This window comes from Microbacterium meiriae (assembly GCF_040702565.1).
GTDB lineage: Bacteria > Actinomycetota > Actinomycetes > Actinomycetales > Microbacteriaceae > Microbacterium > Microbacterium meiriae.
This window is the reverse complement of the sequence record NZ_JBFBLJ010000001.1, coordinates 47,348-65,360: the sequence shown is the minus strand read 5'-3', so window position 1 is coordinate 65,360 and position 18,013 is coordinate 47,348. Positions and strand designations below refer to the sequence as shown.

Genomic DNA, 18,013 nt, shown 5'->3' with positions numbered 1-18,013 from the left:
CACAGAATGTCACAAACTTCTCGGAACGAATCTCCGGGCCTTCCTCGGCGGCGACTTTCAGTGCACTCCAAGGTTCAGAGTGCAAAGTTGCACTCTATGGAGAACAGTGCAGAATCCACGAGGGAGCAACGCAAGCGGCAGACCACGCGGGCACTCACCCAGGCCGCACGCCGCCTGACGGCCGAGCGGGGCTTCGCCGGCTTCACGGTCGAAGAGCTGTGCGCCGACGCCGGAGTCTCCCGGCGCACGTTCTTCAACTACTTCGAGAGCAAGGAGAACGCCGTCTTCGGGTTCGCCGTGATCGACTCCCGCCAGGAGGAGCTCGAAGCGGTCTTCCTCGAGCGCGACGGCGATCTCCTGGACGACTTCGTGCAGCTCACCGTCGAGCGCTTCGCCCTCTTCGATCCGATCGAGCACGCCGCCGAGCTGTTCGCCGTCATCGAGCAGGAGCCGCGACTGCTGCGCGCGGCGTTCGAGCAGCAGGAGAAGCACGAGCGGCGCGACATCGCCCTCGTCGCGCGCCGCATCGGCGGTGCCACCGACGCGGAGCTCCGCGCCGAGGTGCTCGTCCACTCCGTCGGCGCGCTCGTCCGCCTCTGCATGGAGCAGCTGCTGCACCACCACTCCACCGAGCCGTTCGCCGACCTCATCGCCCGCCGACTGCGCCTCGCGCGCGACCTCTACTCCCCTTCACAGAAAGCCCACTGATGTCCGCCACCGTCACCGCGGATGCGCCCTTCCTCCTCACGAAGCGCCGCATCTGGATCATCTTCAGCGCCCTGATCGCGGGCATGCTGCTCGCGAGCCTCGACCAGACCATCGTGTCGACGGCGATGCCCACGATCGTCGGCCAGCTCGGCGGCGTCGACCATCAGGTCTGGATCACCACCGCCTACCTGCTCGCCACCACCATCGTCATGCCCATCTACGGCAAGTTCGGCGACGTGCTGGGACGACGGTCACTCTTCCTCGTCGCCATCGCCCTGTTCACACTGGCCTCGGTGGGCTGCGCGTTCGCGACGGACTTCTGGATGTTCGTCGTCTTCCGTGCCCTCCAGGGTCTCGGCGGCGGCGGGCTCATGATCCTGTCGCAGGCGATCATCGCCGACATCGTGCCCGCCAACGAGCGCGGCAAGTACATGGGTCCGCTCGGCGCGGTGTTCGGCCTCTCCGCCGTCGCCGGACCGCTCCTCGGCGGTTTCTTCGTCGACCACATGACCTGGCAGTGGGCGTTCTACATCAACATCCCGGTCGGCATCGCCGCGTTCCTCATCGCCCTCGTGGCTCTGAAGCTCCCCAGCAAGAAGGCGGAGAAGCCGATCGACATCCTCGGCGTGCTCTTCCTGTCGGCCGCCACGACCTGCCTCATCTTCTTCACCGACTTCGGCGGCGACGCCGCGTTCGGCTGGGACTCGCTCGCGACCTGGGCCTGGGGCGCCGGGCTCGTGGTGTCGGCGACGGCGTTCGTCATCACCGAGTCCCGGGTGCAGGACCCGATCATCCCGCTCAGCCTCTTCCGCAACCCGATCTTCGTGAACGCCACGGCGATCGGCCTCGTCCTCGGCATCGGCATGTTCGCCGCGATCGGCTTCGTCCCGACGTTCCTGCAGATGTCGTCCGGCACCTCCGCCGCCGCCTCCGGGCTGCTGATGATCCCGATGATGGTCGGCCTCATGGGGACCTCGATCTTCTCCGGCCTCGCGATCTCGAAGACCGGGAAGTACAAGATCTATCCGGTCCTCGGCACGATCATCACCGGAATCGCGATGGTCGCCATGACCACCCTTTCGGCGGAGACGCCGATCTGGCTGATCTGCGCATTCCTGTTCGTCTTCGGCGCCGGGCTCGGCCTCATCATGCAGGTCGTCGTGCTCGTCGTGCAGAACGCCGTCCCGGCGGGCGAGATCGGCACCGCCACGAGCACGAACAACTACTTCCGCGAGGTCGGCGCCTCGCTGGGGACGGCGGTGTTCGGCACGATCTTCACCACGCGTCTGACGGAGAACCTGCTCGGCGTGTTCGCCGGCGCCGGGGCGTCCCCCGAGGCCGCCTCCGAGGCCGCGTCCACGATCGACCCCGCCACGCTGAACAGCCTGCCGGACGAGGTCCGCGACGGCATCGTCACGGCATATGCGGACGCCCTCGCCCCGGTGTTCTGGTACCTCGTGCCCTTCATCGCGCTCGCGCTCATCCTGTCGCTGTTCCTCAAGCAGATCCCGCTGTCGGATCAGGCGGGTCTCGTCGCGCGCGGCGAGGCGATCAGCGGCGAGGAGGCCGAGCGCCTCGAGGCCGAGCTCCGCACCGCCGGACGCGTCGATGCCGGACGCGCGGACGCCGAGCCGGAAGAGACCGGCTCGGCGTCCACGGGCAGGTAGCCCGCGCTAGGGGAGGTCGGCGACGTCGACGTCGTCGTCGTCCTCCCCACCGCCCGTCGCCGGAAGGTCGTCAGGCTCGGGGTCGTGATCGGTGGTGACGAAGTCGGGGTCGACGCCGATGGCCTCGATCTCCTCCTGGTTGTCCTGGCTGTTCGACGTGTCGGACATGGCGCCTCCTGATGTTGGGGATCCGGACGGCCAGTCTGCGCGGGGGCGCCGACGCGGCCGAGGGGGTTGACACGGCGTGTCGCCGCCGCACGCCCACTCGCCGGGGGCGGAGCCACCAGACTGGAGCTGTTCGCCCCCTCTCCCTCCCTTCTCGAGGAGCACCCGTGATCGACGCCGCACCGCACCGTTCCGCCTGGCAGCGCTTCTGGGATCGCGGAGGCTGGTGGCGCGCCCTCCTGCTCGCGGCCGTGTACTACGGGCTCTATCAGCTGCTCTCGCTGGCCCTCCTCCCGCTGGCCGCGCAGGTCGACGATCCGGCGAGTGCAGCCGGCGTCCTCGTCTACGACGTCCTGCCGATCCTCGTCGGGGGCCTCCTGCTGGTCGCGTTCATCGCCTCGCTCGGGTGGTGGCGACCCGTGTTCGGGCCCCAGCCCATCCGGGGAGCGGGGTGGATGTGGATCGCGATCATCGCGGTCCTGCTGTTCAACGTCCTCCGTTTCCTCACGATCGAGGACGGCAGCGTCGGACGTGATGTTGTCGCGACCTGGCTGCTCGCCGGCCTCGCCATCGGCTTCGCGGAAGAGGTGCTCACGCGCGGCCTCGTCGTGAAGATGATGCGGGACGCCGGTGCGCGCGAACTGGTCGTCGCGGTCGTCTCGGCGGCGATCTTCGCCGCTCTGCACGCGGGGAATCTCCTGACGGGGCAGGATCTGCTCCCGACGCTGTTCCAGCTCGTGTACACGTTCGCGTTCGGCATCTGCATGTACCTCGCGCTCCGGGTCACCGGGACGATCATCGCCCCGATCCTCCTGCACGCCAGCACCGATCCGAGTATCTTCCTGCAGACCATGCACCCCGCCGAGGGCGGGCTCACCGCGGTCGCGGGGCTCGGCAACATCGTCGTGATCGTCGCGGGTCTCGTGCTGATGATCTTCATCCGTGGTCGGGTCGGGGCTTCCGCACCCGACACCTTCGCCCCGCAGCGCTGACCGCCCGGATCACACCGCACGCCAGACGGCGTGCGTGCCGACGGCCGCGATCGCGAAGACCAGCACGGCGACCCGGTGCGCATCGCCGACGGCCAGGGCCGCGTCGGAGGCACCGATGAGATCGTCGGCGACACCGGCCACCATCGTCCGCGACACGACGGCATCGTCCATCTCGGCCACGCCGTCCGCGAGCCACCCCATGACGAGCCGGAGGGATCTCGTCCCGAGCTCGACCCCGAGAGGGACCGCAGGACAGCTCAGCACGTCGGCGACGGTCACGCCGTGTCGCAGCAGCCCGGCGAGTGCCCCGGCGAGGGCGCCGGTCAGCAACGCGCGCCCGTACCCTTCGGCGACCAGCACGTCCCAGGACTCTTGCGGCGCGAGCGTTTCGAGCCCGAGGGAATGACCGCGCCCGTCCGCGACGGCTTCCTCCAGGGCGCGCCGGGCGTCCCGGAACACGATGCTCGCTCGACGATCGGGCGCAGACACGGCAGACCTCGTCCCTCGATGCCCGCCATCTCGGTGGCCGGCTGGGAGGCCGACGCGTCACACACTCTAGGACGCTCCGCGCAGGGTGAGGACGGTATCCCGGCACTGAGGTCGGAGACGACAAAACCCCCGGAATGTTCCGGGGGTTTCATTCTGTAGCAGGAGCGGGGCTTGAACCCGCGACCTCACGATTATGAGTCGTGCGCTCTCACCAACTGAGCTACCCTGCCGCACGGCATCCGCATCGCAGATGCGAACTCCGAGCCCCGAGTCAGGATTGAACTGACGACCCCTTCCTTACCATGGAAGTGCTCTGCCACTGAGCTATCGGGGCGTGCTGCCCCTCGCGGGGCAACCACACGAGAATACCATCACTGTGGCGTCCTCATGAAATCGAGACGGTCACTCCTCCGAGGTGAGAGACGTGCGTCCGGCGTTCTTCTTGAGCCACGGCATCGGGTCGATGGTCGTCCCGTTCACGATGAGCTCGAAGTGCAGGTGCGCGCCGTAGGAGCGGCCGGTGTTGCCGGTCTTGCCCACGATGTCGCCCACCTTGACCTTGTCGCCCGCCTTGACCTGCAGCGAGCCGTACTGCATGTGCGAGTAGTGGCTCGTGATGACGGAGCCGTCGATGACGTGGTCGATGTAGACCGTGACACCGTAGGCGGCACCCTGCTCGGTCGCGATGCGGACGGTGCCGTCGGCGATGGCCTGGATGGGCGCGCCGTTGCCCGGCACGAAGTCGATGCCCTCGTGGAGGCGGCCGCTGCGCATGCCGTAGCCGTAGCTCATTCCGACGCCGACGAGGAACGGCCACTGGATGGCGGCATCCGGGTCGTTCGTGAAGATCTCACCGGAGTAGTTGATGCCCTGCTCGGCGGCGACCTCGACGAGCGAGACCGTGCTGAAGTTGTCGGCGCGCGAGAGCGGCTCGTTCTGCACACCGGACGGCGCGACGAAGGCCTGGATCTCGTCGTCCGCCGAGCCTGCTGCGTCAGCAGCCGCCGCGGTGACGAGGGAGGTCGAGGCGAGGGAGCCGCCCTGGGCGGCGGCGACCGCCTCCGCAGGAAGCGTCATGGACACGGCCAGGAGGCCGGCGAGGCCCATTGCTCCGACGGTGGCACCGGCAGTGAGGGCCTTGCGGATGCTGCGCGTGCGGCGAGGACCGACGGCCGCGAGGCCTGCGGTGTCGATCTTCGGCGCGGTCTGCGACGCGGCATTCGGGGCGAAGGCCGAACGGCGGGACGCCGACGACGTCGGGATGGAGCCGGTGGTGCGGAAGGCGCGGGAGGCGCGCTCGAAGGCGTCACCCTCGGCGTCGGCTTCGGCGACGAAGGGCTCCGACGCCGGGGCGATGTCCTCGACCGGAACCGTGTCCTCGGCCTTCTCGACGATCTCCGCGACGACGGGCACCTCGGGGACATCGGCGATGGCAGGCGCGGGAGCCGCCGCAATGAAGGGCTCCTCCGGCGCGGCGGGCACCGGAGGGACGTCGGCCTGACGCTGACGCGCGGCGCGACGGGAGAGCGGGATGACAGCAGCGAGGGCGATCACGGTCTCCGCGTCAGCGAGGGGTGCCGTCGACCCGCTCGCCGAGGCCTCGGAGGCCGCAGTGCGAGGGCGGCTGGACCGGCGCGTGGGCGCAGCGGCAGCCTGGGGGTTCTCGAAGGGCAAAGCTAATCTCTCGGTCGTTCGTGATGCTCGGGGGCGCAATGACAACTCTCACCTTCGGGTGGTGAAAGTAACGATCGGGTAAACACTACCCCGATCGACCTGTGAATGCCATGGATCGGTCAGGGTTTTTCCTCATCGAGGATAGCGCGGAGTCGGTCGTGCAGGGTCACGCCGCCCGCGATCAGGAAAGGCCGCGGCGATTCCCGATCGATCCGGCTGACCCGGCCACCCGCCTCCTGGACGAGCAGCGCGCCCGCGGCATGGTCCCACGGCTTGAGCCCGCGCTCGAAATATCCGTCCAGTCGGCCGGCCGCCACATAGGCCAGATCCAGGGCCGCGGACCCCATACGACGGAGGTCACGGGCGATCGGCATCACCCGCCGGACCGTCGCGAGGTCGCCGTCGTGGGTCGTCGGGTCGTAGCCGAATCCGGTCGCCAGGAGCGCGCCGGCGTCGGTCACCTCGGTGACCGCGAGACGGACGCCGTCCGACCAGGCCCCGTGGCCGCGAGCAGCCGTGAAGGTCTCCCCCACGGCGGGTGCGTGCACGGCCGCGGCCAGCGCCTCCCACTCGTCCGGCTCCGGCGGACCGCTGACGGCTGCGATGCTCACGTTGTACGCCGGGATGCCGTAGGCGTAGTTCACCGTGCCGTCGATGGGGTCGACCACCCAGGTGATCCCGCTGTCGCCGGTGGCCGCGCCCGACTCCTCACCGAGGAAGCCGTCCGCCGGTCGCGCCGCGCGCAGGCGCTCGCGGATCAGCTCCTCGACTTCGCGGTCGGCGTCCGTGACGATGTCGGCGAGCGTCGACTTTGTCGCGGCGAGGCGTACGCCCTCCCGTCGACGGGTCCGGGCGAGAGCTCCCGCCTCCTCGGCGATCTCGGCCGCCAGGGCGCTGAGCTCGAGAGCGTCGATCACGGCGCCGGGTGCGAAGGGGCGGGCGGCGGCGGCGGGAAGGCCGGGGGCTCGCCCTGGGCGGGCGACGCGGGCTGCGGCGGGGCCGGCTGCGGAGGCGCCGGCTGAGCGGGTGCCGACGCCGGCTGCGGCGGAGCGGGTCGGTCAGGCGCGGGCGGCACGGGTCCCGGAGCGGGAGGAGCGCCGAAGTCGGGAAGGGCCGGAGTCGTCGGCGCGAGGGGCGGCGTCGCCACGGGGAACGCCGTGGCGGGCGCCTGACCCAGTGCCGGAGGGGCCGTCGAGGGGTACCCCGTGTAGTAGGCGTTCCAGTCCGGGCTGCCGTCCGGGAGGACCGGGAGCGGCGTGATCCCATCGGCGTAGGTCGGCCAGGATGGGGCGGAAGCGACGGGACGGGCGGCGGGCGCCTTCTTCGGCGCGAACAGGGCGTTCAGCAGCGGAATCAGCGTGGTGCCGACGGCGACGAGGATCGTGAGGGCGACGACGATGCGCCAGTACAGCTCGGTGTAGTCGAAGGTGTTCGGGAACGCGAGGAAGAACACCAGCAGCGCGACGAGGGCATTGAGGAAGACGATCGTCACGATGTGGATCACCTTCGTGAAGGTCGTGACGTGTCGCTGCGCGGCACGGGTGAACAGCCGCACGTGGAGCAGTGCGAGCTGAAGGATCCCGATCACCAGCAGCAGCTGGAAGAACCGCTCCGCGCCGAAATAGAGGCCGTCTTCCGGAAGCCAGATCTTCACGAGGCCGACGAGGAGCGCGACGACCCAGGTGACCATGCTGGCGAGCTGGAGCCAGTCCGGCCGGTTCGGCGCGAGGCCCGCCTCGAGGATGGCGATTCCGGCGAAGGCGGCGAGCAGGAGGATCGTGAGGAAGGCACGACCGATGAGGCCGTTCTGATCACCGACCAGGACCCACACGACGCAGACCAGTGCGGCGGCGATGAGGGCGCCGATGGCGACCCACAGCGACCCCCTGATGAGCAGCGACATGTTCTTCTTGTCACCCTGCGGCTGCAGCCGTGCGGTGTCCGGATGGGACATGGGGATCCTCTCGTCGAGCGGCGATGCCTTCATCCTGCCACGCGCAGGCCCGCTTGTTCCGGCTTCCCTCAGGCGCGCGGAAGATCGGGACGCGATCGCGCTCTGGGGAGGAGGGGTCAGCCGGCCTTCTTCGCGGATGCCGCAGCGAAGGCCGCGACCCGCGCCTGCGCGTCCGGGGTCTCCAGGGCGGCGCCGATGGACCGGGCCTCCTCGCTCAACTGCTCGGCGAACGTGCGCTCCGGCTGCGACCGCACCAGCCGCTTCGCGTGTCCGTACGCGTCGGCGGCCCCGGCGAGCCAGAACCGCGCGACCTCCTCGGCCCGCGCACGGACCCGATCGGCTTCCGCCCTGCCGTCCTCGCCCTCCACGACCTCGGCCACCAGCCCCCAGTCGAGGGCCTCCGCGGCGCTGAGCAGCCGGTCCTGCAGCACCAGCTGGAGGGCGCGGCGCTGGCCGACGGCCCGCGCGAGCTGCGCCGACACGGAGAGGTCGGGCGTGAGGCCGATGTTCGCGTACAGGCTTCCGAGCTGCGACCGCGAGCCCACCACCGCGTAGTCCGTGGCGAGCAGGATGCCGAGTCCGCCGCCGGCCGTCGTCCCGTGCGCGGCAGCGACCACGGGCACGCTCGACTCTGTGAGCGCGCGGATCCCGGTGTTGATGACCTCGGCCAGCGCGGTGATCTCCGCCCCGGACGACCCCATGGTCGTCGCCATGTCGATCACGTCGCCGCCCGCGCAGAACGCCGGTCCCGCCGCGTCGATGAGGATGGCCTGCACGTCGTCCCGCGATGTCGCCTCGACGGTCGCATCCCGCCAGGCGTACGCCAGATCGGCGTTGAAGGCGTTGAGGCGGGTCGGACGGTTCAGCGTCAGCCGCGCCATCCCCTCGTCGACGGCGAACAGGACGGCATCACTCATGGCTTCTCCTTCGAGCACAGGCGGATGCCTCCAGGCTAGTCGCGCTCAGGAGCCGTCCCAGACGCGAGCGACGAACCGCTCCATCCGCCGCCGGGTGCCGTCGAGCCGGAAGTCGACCTGTCCCGCCGCCCGGATCTCGTTCGGCGCGAGCGGATGCGCCAGGCGCACGTTCTCGTGGCAGGACAGATCGGCGCAGATGTAGGTGCCGACCGAGTCGCCGCGCTCCCCCGCCTCCCCCGTCCGCCGGGCGGCGAACAGCGCCACCTGGTTGCCCGGCTGCATCGTGTGGCAGATGTTGCACATGCCGGAGCGCCCGCGCCCTGGTTCCGACGCCCGCAGCACCACGCCGACCACGCGCCCCTCGTGCGGGATCAGGACGTAGCCGCGCTTGCCGGCACTCGGGTCGCGCCAGGCGAAGAAGTCGAGGTAGTCCCAGTCCACGAGGAGGAAGTCGTGCGGCATCTCCATGACGCGCAGCTCGTCGGCGTCCGCGTTCACGAACGAGGCCCGGACGTCGGCTTCGGTGAGAGGTCGCATCGCTCCAGTCTAGGAACTCGGCACGGAGGTGAGGCCGGAAACGGGAGAAGCCCCCGCGAGCGGGGGCTTCCGTGGTGGCGAGTGAGGGATTCGAACCCCCGAAGTCGAAGACGGCTGATTTACAGTCAGATCCCTTTGGCCACTTGGGTAACTCGCCAGAGCGCACCCGTCCGACTTGAACAGCCAACCGGGGGCACGAAGAACAATCATACCTGCCGGATGCGGGCGCGAGAAATCGAGGCGTCAGCTCCCGTACACACCGCGGTCGGTGACGGCCAGCGACTCCGGTGTGCGCAGCAGCCCGCCTTCGGCGCGGCAGGTCGCGGCGGCCACATCCATCGCGCGCGCGAGCAGGGCCGTCCACTCCTCGGCCGCCTTCGGGCCGCCGTCCACCAGCCCGGCGGCGACGGCGGCGAGAGTCGCATCCCCAGCCCCCACGGTGTCGACCACGCGACCAGGGAGCGCCGAGATGGGAGCCGAGACCGACCCGCCGTCCGACTCGAGCACCGCGCCGTCTGCCCCGGCCGTCGCGAGAACAGCGGTGACTCCGAGGCTCCGGAGCCGCGCGCGCAGGGCGTCGAGGTCGCCGTCGTAGAGCACGGCAGCGTCGTCGGCACCGACCTTCACCAGCTCGGCGCGCGCAGCCAGCCGCTCGAAGCCGCGGACGAACTCCTCGCGTTCCGACAGCATGCCGGTGCGCGGGTTCGGGTCGATCGCCAGCCGCGCGCCCTCCACTGCGGCCGCGAGGGCGTCGACCTCCTCGGGGGCATCGAAGGGGAAGCAGCTCACGGCGACGATGTCCGCGTCGCCGATGGCGGCCCTCGCCTCGTCCGAGTACCGGATGGTCCGCTCCTGGGCCGCGCGGTTGAAGACGTAGCTTGGCTCGCCGTTCGCGGCCCGGGTCACGACGGCCCGCGACGACCCGTGCGGTGCCGCGCTCGCGATCAGCCGCACGCCGTGATCGGCCAGGTACTCGCGGATGTGCGCGCCCGCGACATCCTCCCCCACCATCGCGATGAGGGTCGTGGGGATGCCGAGCCGGCGCAACCCGACCGCCACGTTCAGGGCGGCTCCGCCGACGAACTCACGGACGCCGCTGTCATCCCGGATCTCGTCGATCAGGGCGTCTCCGATGACGACGGCCGCGCCGCCGGGGGAAGTCTCAGTGCTCACTCGCCGACCCTACCGCGCCGCCCGCGCCCCGAAGCAGCGCCGAACCGTGTGCATAACTCAGGAGACCTGGGCCTCCATGCCGTCACGAGCAGCCGACGGCGGCCTGCCGTCCCGGTATCTCCTGAGTTGTGCACACCCGAACGGGCCGAGGGACGACGAAGGCCCCGGGGAGAACCCCGGGGCCTTCGTTCACTCACTCACACCTCAGTTGTAGGTACCGGGGGTGATGTCGTCCGTCGAGAACGCGTCGAAGTCGACGTAGCCGAAGTCGCCGTCCGCGTACGCACCGTCGGATGCGAAGATCCGGTTCGGGTAGCGCTCGCTCTTGGCTTCCTCGGTGGCCTCGACCGTGACGTCGCGGTACTTCGAGAGACCGGTTCCGGCGGGGATGAGCTTTCCGATGATGACGTTCTCCTTGAGACCGACCAGCGGGTCGCGCTTGCCCTCCATGGCGGCCTGCGTGAGCACGCGGGTCGTCTCCTGGAAGGACGCAGCGGACAGCCACGACTCGGTCGCGAGCGACGCCTTCGTGATACCCATCAGCTCCGGGCGACCGGACGCGGGGCGCTTGCCCTCGGCCACGGCCTCGCGGTTGATCTGCTGGTAGCGCTTCAGGTCGACCATCTCACCCGGCAGCAGGGTCGTGTCGGCGTGATCGACGACGGTGACCTTGCGGAGCATCTGACGGACGATGACCTCGATGTGCTTGTCGTGGATCGGCACACCCTGCGAGCGGTAGACGCCCTGGACGCCGCCGACGAGGTACTTCTGCACCTCACGGGCACCCATGACGCGCATGACCTCCTTGGGGTCGAGCGTGCCGACCTGCAGGGGCTGACCGACCGAGACGTGCTGGCCGTCCTCGACGAGGAGGGTGGCACGCTTCAGCACCGGGTAGACGACGGGCTCGTCGCCGTTGTCGGGCGTCAGGATGACCTTCTTGGCCTTCTCGGTCTCGTCGATCGTGATGCGGCCGTCGGCCTCCGCGATCGGCGATGCACCCTTGGGGGTACGCGCCTCGAACAGCTCCTGCACACGGGGCAGACCCTGCGTGATGTCATCCGCCGACGCCGAACCACCGGTGTGGAAGGTACGCATCGTCAGCTGGGTACCGGGCTCACCGATCGACTGGGCCGCGATGATGCCCACGGCCTCGCCGATGTCGACGGTCTTGCCGGTCGCGAGCGAACGGCCGTAGCACTGCGCGCACACACCGACGGCGGAGTCGCACGTCAGGACCGAACGGACCTTGATGGTCTCGACACCGAGTCCGACGAGCTTGTCGATGAGCACGTCGCCCACGTCGTCGCCGGCCGAAGCGAGAACCTCGCCCGACTCGCTCACCACGTCGGAGGCCAGCGTGCGGGCGAACACCGAGTTCTCGACGTTCGCGTCGCGCACCAGCTCACCCTGCGAGTTCGGAGCGGCGATCGGGAGCTCGAGGCCCTTCGACGTGCCGCAGTCCTCTTCGCGGATGATGACGTCCTGCGAGACGTCCACCAGACGACGGGTCAGGTAACCCGAGTCGGCGGTACGCAGAGCGGTGTCGGCCAGACCCTTACGGGTACCGTGCGTCGCGATGAAGTACTCCGCCACCGACAGACCCTCGCGGTACGAGGAGATGATCGGACGCGGGATGATCTCACCCTTGGGGTTGTTCACCAGACCACGCATACCGGCGATGTTCCGGATCTGCAGCCAGTTACCACGGGCGCCGGAGGACACCATGCGGTTGATGGTGTTGTCCTCCGGGAAGTGCGCCTTCATCGCGGCCTGCACCTCGTCGGTCGCCTCGGTCCAGATCTTGATGAGCTCCTGACGACGCTCGGCGTCGGTCGTGAGGCCCTTCTCGTACTGGGACTGGACCTTCGCGGCCTGCTTCTCGTAGCCCGCGACGATCTCCGCCTTGTTCGGCGGGGTGAGGATGTCGCTCAGCGCGACGGTCACACCCGAACGGGTCGCCCAGTAGAAACCGGCGTCCTTGATGCGGTCCAGCGTGGCGGCCGTCTCGACCTTGGGGTACTCCTCGGCCAGCTTGTTGACGATCTGCGACAGCTTGCCCTTGTCGGCCTGCTCGCGCACGAAGGGGTAGCCCTTCGGGAGCGCGTCGTTGAAGATCGCCTGGCCCAGCGAAGCGTCGACCAGGCCGTGCTTCTCGTAGCCCTCGGGAGCCTCGCCCTCGAGGAAGGCCAGACCCGGGATGCGGATGCGGACCTTCGCCTGCAGGTCGAGCGTGCCCTCGTCGTACGCGAGCTGTGCCTCGCCGACGGAGCCGAACGCACGACCCTCGCCCTTGGCACCGGCCTTGACCGTCGTCAGGTGGTGCAGACCGATGATCATGTCCTGCGAGGGCAGGGTCACCGGACGGCCGTCCGACGGCTTCAGGATGTTGTTCGACGCGAGCATCAGCACGCGGGCCTCGGCCTGAGCCTCGACCGACAGCGGCAGGTGCACGGCCATCTGGTCACCGTCGAAGTCGGCGTTGAACGCCGCGCAGACGAGCGGGTGCAGCTGGATGGCCTTGCCCTCGACGAGCTGCGGCTCGAACGCCTGGATGCCGAGACGGTGCAGGGTGGGTGCACGGTTCAGCAGCACCGGACGCTCGCGGATGATCTCCTCGAGCACGTCCCAGACCTCGGGACGGGTGCGCTCGACGGCGCGCTTCGCGGCCTTGATGTTCTGCGAGTGACCGAGGTCGATCAGGCGCTTGATGACGAACGGCTTGAAGAGCTCGAGCGCCATCTGCTTGGGCAGACCGCACTGGTGCAGCTTCAGCTGCGGGCCGACGACGATGACCGAACGGCCCGAGTAGTCGACGCGCTTGCCGAGCAGGTTCTGGCGGAAGCGACCCTGCTTTCCCTTGAGCATGTCGCTCAGGGACTTCAGGGCGCGGTTGCCGGTACCGGTGACGGGGCGACCGCGGCGGCCGTTGTCGAACAGGGCGTCGACGGCCTCCTGCAGCATCCGCTTCTCGTTGTTGACGATGATCTCGGGGGCACCGAGGTCGATCAGGCGACGGAGACGGTTGTTGCGGTTGATCACGCGGCGGTACAGGTCGTTCAGGTCGGAGGTCGCGAAGCGGCCACCGTCGAGCTGGACCATCGGACGCAGCTCCGGCGGGATGACCGGGACGACGTCGAGAACCATCGCGGCCGGGCTCATGCCGGTCTCGAGGAACGAGCTGACGACCTTGAGGCGCTTGATCGCACGGATCTTGCGCTGGCCCTTGCCCTCCGAGATCTGCAGACGCAGGTTCTCGGCCTCGGCGGCCAGGTCGAACGCGGCCAGGCGACGCTGGATCGCCTCGGCACCCATGTAGGCCTCGAAGTACTGGCCGAAGCGGTCCTGCAGCTCGTGGAAGACGTCGTCCTCCGGGCGCAGGGCACCGACCTCGAGCGTGCGGAAGTCCTCCCACACGCGCTCCAGCTTCAGGATCGCCTCGTCGGCACCCTTGCGGATGAGCGACATCTCCTTCTCGGCGGCGTCCTTGACCTTCTTCTTGGCGTCGGCCTTGGCACCCTCGGCCTCGAGGGCCGCGAGCTCCTCCTCCAGCTTCGCCAGGCGCTCCGCGATCTTCGAGTCGCGGCGGTCGCCGAGCGTCTTCAGCTCGAGACGGATGTTGTTCTCCTGGGTGCCCAGGTCGCGGTGACGGGCATCCTCGTCGACCGAGATGACCATGTACGCGGCGAAGTAGATGACCTTCTCGAGGTCCTTCGGCGCCATGTCCAGCAGGTAGCCGAGGCGCGAGGGCACGCCCTTGAAGTACCAGATGTGGGTGACGGGAGCGGCGAGCTCGATGTGACCCATGCGCTCACGACGGACGGAGCTCTTGGTGACCTCCACGCCGCAGCGCTCGCAGACGATGCCCTTGAAGCGGACGCGCTTGTACTTGCCGCAGGCGCACTCCCAGTCACGGGACGGGCCGAAGATCTGCTCTCCGAAGAGACCGTCCTTCTCCGGCTTGAGGGTGCGGTAGTTGATGGTTTCGGGCTTCTTGACCTCGCCGTAGGACCACGCGCGGATGTGGTCTGCGGTCGCCAGGCCGATGCGAAGCTCATCGAAAGTTGTGGACTCGAGCACTAGTTCTCCTGTGTCGGAAATTCTTTTTGAGAAGTCTGGGCTTCGACGGGCTCAGCGACCCGGTGGGTCCTGATCCCAGGAACCTGGGTCCCTGAGCCCGTCGAAGGGTTAGATCTCGTCGATCGAGGCGGCCTCGAAGCGGCTGGAGATGTTGATACCGAGTTCCTCTGCGGCGCGGAACGCCTCGTCGTCGGTGTCGCGGAGGTTGACCAGCGTGCCGTCGGCCGAGAGGACCTCGACGTTCAGGCAGAGCGACTGCATCTCCTTCATGAGCACCTTGAACGACTCGGGGATGCCGGGCTCCTGGATGTTCTCGCCCTTGACGATCGCCTCGTACACCTTGACGCGGCCGAGGATGTCGTCGGACTTGATCGTGAGGAGCTCCTGGAGGGCGTACGCCGCACCGTAGGCCTCGAGGGCCCACACCTCCATCTCACCGAAGCGCTGTCCACCGAACTGCGCCTTACCACCGAGCGGCTGCTGGGTGATCATCGAGTACGGACCGGTGGAGCGGGCGTGGATCTTGTCGTCCACCAGGTGGTGGAGCTTCAGGATGTACATGTAGCCCACGGAGATCGGCGCCGGGAACGGCTCGCCGGAGCGGCCGTCGAACAGCTGCGTCTTGCCGCTCGAGTCGATCAGGCGCAGGCCGTCACGGGTCGGGAGCGTCGAGTCGAGCAGACCGGAGATCTCCTCCTCGCTGGCACCGTCGAACACCGGGGTGGCGACCTTGGTGCCGGGCGCGGCCTCGAAGGCCTGCTGCGGCAGCTTGGCGGCCCACTCCGGGGTGCCCTCGACCTTCCAGCCCTGCTTCGCGATCCACCCGAGGTGGGTCTCGAGCACCTGGCCGAAGTTCATTCGGCCCGGGATGCCGAGCGGGTTGAGGACGATGTCGACCGGCGTGCCGTCCGAGAGGAACGGCATGTCCTCGATGGGGAGGATCTTCGCGATGACACCCTTGTTGCCGTGGCGGCCGGCGAGCTTGTCACCCTCGGTGATCTTGCGCTTCTGGGCGATGTAGACCACGACGCGGCGGTTGACGCCGGAGCCGAGCTCGTCGTCGCCGTCCTCGGCGTTGAACTCCTTGACCGCGATGATCGTGCCCTGCTCGCCGTGCGGCACCTTCAGGGACGTGTCGCGGACCTCGCGGCTCTTCTCGTTGAAGATCGCGCGGAGCAGGCGCTCCTCGGCCGACAGCTCGGTCTCGCCCTTCGGCGTGACCTTGCCGACGAGGATGTCGCCGGGGCGGACCTCGGCGCCGATGCGGATGATGCCGCGCTCGTCGAGGTCCTTCAGCAGCTCCGGGCTGACGTTGGGGAGGTCACGGGTGATCTCCTCCTTGCCGAGCTTCGTGTCGCGGGCGTCGACCTCGTACTCCTCGATGTGGATCGAGGAGAGGGTGTCGTCCTTCACCAGGTCCTGGCTCAGGATGATGGCGTCCTCGAAGTTGTAGCCCTCCCACGTCATGAACGCGACGAGGAGGTTCTTTCCGAGGGCCAGCTCGCCGTTCTCGGTGGCGGGGCCATCGGCGATGACCTCTCCGACCTCGACGCGCTCACCGGCGTTGACGACGACCTTCTGGTTGTAGGAGGTGCCCTGGTTCGAGCGGTCGAACTTGCGCAGGTGGTACTCCTGCGTGCCGCCCTCGTCGAGCATGACCACGACGCGGTCCGCGGAGACCTCGGAGACGACACCGGCCTTCTCGGCGGTGATCACGTCACCGGCGTCGATGGCGGTGTAGCCCTCCATACCGGTTCCGACGAGAGGCGAGTCGCTGCGGAGCAGCGGCACGGCCTGACGCTGCATGTTGGCGCCCATGAGCGCGCGCTGCGCGTCGTCGTGCTCGAGGAAGGGCACGAGCGAGGTCGCGACCGACACCATCTGGCGCGGCGAGACGTCGATGTAGCCGATCTCCTCCGGGAGGAACAGGTCGACCTCACCGCTGCCGCCCTTCGGGCGCGCGAGCACGTGGCTCTCGCGGAAGCGACCCTTCGCATCGAGCGGCGCGTTGGCCTGCGCGATGTTGTAGTCGACCTCCTCGGAGGCGGTCAGGTAGTCGATCTGGTCGGTCACGACACCGTCGACGACCTTGCGGTACGGGGTCTCGATGAAGCCGAACGAGTTGATGCGCGCGAAGGTCGCGAGCGCACCGATCAGGCCGATGTTCGGGCCTTCCGGGGTCTCGATCGGGCACATGCGGCCGTAGTGCGAGGGGTGGACGTCACGGACCTCGACGCCGGCGCGGTCGCGGCTCAGACCACCGGGGCCCAGAGCCGACAGACGACGCTTGTTGGTCAGACCCGCGAGCGGGTTGTTCTGGTCCATGAACTGCGACAGCTGCGAGGTTCCGAAGAACTCCTTGATCGCGGCGACGACGGGACGCACGTTGATCAGGGTCTGCGGCGTGATGGCCTCGATGTCCTGCGTGGTCATGCGCTCACGGACGACGCGCTCCATGCGGGACAGACCGGTGCGGACCTGGTTCTGGATCAGCTCGCCGACCGCGCGGATGCGACGGTTGCCGAAGTTGTCGATGTCGTCGGTCGCGAGACGGATCTCGGTCTTCTTGCCGCCGCGGATGCCCTCGAAGGTCTCCTCGGTGCCCGCGTGCAGACGCACGAGGTACTTGATGGTGGCGACGATGTCCTGCACCGTCAGCACCGACTCCGTCAGCGGGGTGTCGAGACCCAGCTTGTGGTTGATCTTGTACCGGCCGACCTTGGCGAGGTCGTAGCGCTTCGGGTTGAAGTAGAAGTTGTCGAGCAGCGCGCGGGCGGCCTCGGCGGCGACCTGCTCGCCCGGACGCAGCTTGCGGTAGATGTCGCGCAGCGCGTCTTCCTTGGTGACGATGGTGTCCTTCGCGAGCGTCTCCTCGATCGAGGTGTAGCCGGCGAACTCCGCGAGGATCTCCTCGCTGGTCATGCCCAGCGCCTTGAGGAAGACCGTGACGGACTGCTTGCGCTTGCGGTCGACGCGGACGCCGACCTGGTCGCGCTTGTCGATCTCGAACTCGAGCCACGCGCCGCGGCTCGGGATGACGCGCGCCGACACGATGTCCTTGTCGGACGTCTTGTCGGGGGTCTTGTCGAAGTAGACACCCGGCGAGCGCACGAGCTGCGAGACGACGACGCGCTCGGAGCCGTTGATGATGAACGTGCCCTTGTCGGTCTGCAGCGGGAAGTCGCCCATGAAGACCGTCTGGGTCTTGATCTCACCCGTGAGGTGGTTCATGAACTCGGCCTCGACGTAGAGCGGGGCCGCGTACGTCTTGCCGCGCTCCTTGCACTCCTCGATGGAGTACTTCTCGGGCTCGAGGTACGGGTTCGTGAACGACAGCTGCATCGTCTCGCCGAGGTCCTCGATCGGGGAGATCTCCTCGAAGATCTCGCCCAGACCGCTGTTCTCGTTCACGTCGGTGCGACCGGCGGCCTTGGCCTCGGCCACGCGCGCCTTCCAGGCGTCGTTGCCGACCAGCCAACCGAAGGACTCGGTCTGCAGGGCGAGAAGGTCCGGGACCGTCAGCGTGTCGGAGATCTTGGCGAACGAGAGACGGGAAGCTCCGCGTCCGTTCTTGGTGGTGGTGGATGTGGATGCGTTGGGAGCAGCAGCCAAGGGAATAACCTCCGTGAGCCCCGCAGGGCTTCTCGATTCCTTTGT

At 68.5% G+C, this 18,013-nt stretch carries 13 protein-coding genes and 3 tRNA genes; 3 read left to right on the top strand and 13 right to left on the bottom strand.

Annotation, left to right across the window (positions count from 1 at the left end):
* The first annotated feature begins 96 nt into the window (after positions 1-96).
* Positions 97-708 (top strand): TetR family transcriptional regulator, encoded by a 612-nt coding sequence (locus AB0310_RS00305; protein ID WP_268777224.1) that lies wholly within the window; start codon positions 97-99, stop codon positions 706-708.
* A complete protein-coding gene (locus AB0310_RS00300; protein ID WP_366236340.1) occupies positions 708-2,375 on the top strand; it encodes an MDR family MFS transporter in 1,668 nt (555 codons plus the stop codon). The genes AB0310_RS00305 and AB0310_RS00300 overlap by 1 nt, the downstream gene beginning before the upstream one ends.
* A 6-nt stretch (positions 2,376-2,381) precedes the next feature.
* On the opposite strand, the gene AB0310_RS00295 is transcribed toward AB0310_RS00300, so the two are convergent.
* A complete protein-coding gene (locus tag AB0310_RS00295) occupies positions 2,382-2,543 on the bottom strand; it encodes a hypothetical protein (protein ID WP_259952998.1) in 162 nt (53 codons plus the stop codon).
* 164 nt (positions 2,544-2,707) lie between these two features.
* Between AB0310_RS00295 and AB0310_RS00290 the strand changes: the two genes are divergently transcribed.
* Entirely contained in the window at positions 2,708-3,532 is an 825-nt protein-coding gene (locus AB0310_RS00290) for a CPBP family intramembrane glutamic endopeptidase (RefSeq protein WP_232089182.1), read from the top strand.
* Between the two features lie 9 nt (positions 3,533-3,541).
* On the opposite strand, the gene AB0310_RS00285 is transcribed toward AB0310_RS00290, so the two are convergent.
* The 12 genes from AB0310_RS00285 to rpoB form a co-directional block, all read right to left on the bottom strand.
* Positions 3,542-4,021: a hypothetical protein gene (locus AB0310_RS00285; protein ID WP_366236339.1), complete on the bottom strand. Its 480-nt coding sequence runs from the start codon at positions 4,019-4,021 to the stop codon at positions 3,542-3,544.
* A 156-nt stretch (positions 4,022-4,177) separates the two neighbouring features.
* Positions 4,178-4,251, bottom strand: a tRNA-Met gene (locus tag AB0310_RS00280).
* A gap of 32 nt (positions 4,252-4,283) precedes the next feature.
* A tRNA-Thr gene (locus AB0310_RS00275) sits at positions 4,284-4,355 on the bottom strand.
* 68 nt (positions 4,356-4,423) lie between these two features.
* Complete coding sequence (locus tag AB0310_RS00270) at positions 4,424-5,695, bottom strand: M23 family metallopeptidase (protein WP_280570051.1); 1,272 nt, start codon at positions 5,693-5,695, stop codon at positions 4,424-4,426.
* Between the two features lie 119 nt (positions 5,696-5,814).
* Positions 5,815-6,609, bottom strand: a complete 795-nt coding sequence (locus AB0310_RS00265; RefSeq protein WP_268777281.1) for an inositol monophosphatase family protein — start codon at positions 6,607-6,609, stop codon at positions 5,815-5,817.
* On the bottom strand, positions 6,609-7,649 hold the full coding sequence (locus tag AB0310_RS00260; protein WP_268777228.1) for a hypothetical protein: 1,041 nt from the start codon (positions 7,647-7,649) through the stop codon (positions 6,609-6,611). Before AB0310_RS00260 ends, AB0310_RS00265 begins: the two co-directional genes overlap by 1 nt.
* A 116-nt stretch (positions 7,650-7,765) precedes the next feature.
* A complete protein-coding gene (locus tag AB0310_RS00255) occupies positions 7,766-8,566 on the bottom strand; it encodes an enoyl-CoA hydratase/isomerase family protein (protein WP_268777229.1) in 801 nt (266 codons plus the stop codon).
* 45 nt (positions 8,567-8,611) lie between these two features.
* The gene (locus AB0310_RS00250; protein WP_060922589.1) at positions 8,612-9,103 is read right to left on the bottom strand and encodes an FBP domain-containing protein; all 492 of its coding nucleotides are present in this window, start codon (positions 9,101-9,103) and stop codon (positions 8,612-8,614) included.
* 72 nt (positions 9,104-9,175) lie between these two features.
* A tRNA-Tyr gene (locus AB0310_RS00245) sits at positions 9,176-9,260 on the bottom strand.
* 86 nt (positions 9,261-9,346) lie between these two features.
* Positions 9,347-10,276 carry a PfkB family carbohydrate kinase gene (locus tag AB0310_RS00240; protein ID WP_268777230.1) on the bottom strand — a complete coding sequence of 310 codons (930 nt, stop codon included), beginning with the start codon at positions 10,274-10,276 and terminating at the stop codon, positions 9,347-9,349.
* 204 nt (positions 10,277-10,480) lie between these two features.
* Positions 10,481-14,356: a DNA-directed RNA polymerase subunit beta' gene (gene rpoC / locus AB0310_RS00235; RefSeq protein ID WP_187663361.1), complete on the bottom strand. Its 3,876-nt coding sequence runs from the start codon at positions 14,354-14,356 to the stop codon at positions 10,481-10,483.
* A gap of 108 nt (positions 14,357-14,464) precedes the next feature.
* Positions 14,465-17,968: a DNA-directed RNA polymerase subunit beta gene (gene rpoB, locus AB0310_RS00230; protein WP_259952987.1), complete on the bottom strand. Its 3,504-nt coding sequence runs from the start codon at positions 17,966-17,968 to the stop codon at positions 14,465-14,467.
* Between the last annotated feature and the right edge of the window lie 45 nt (positions 17,969-18,013).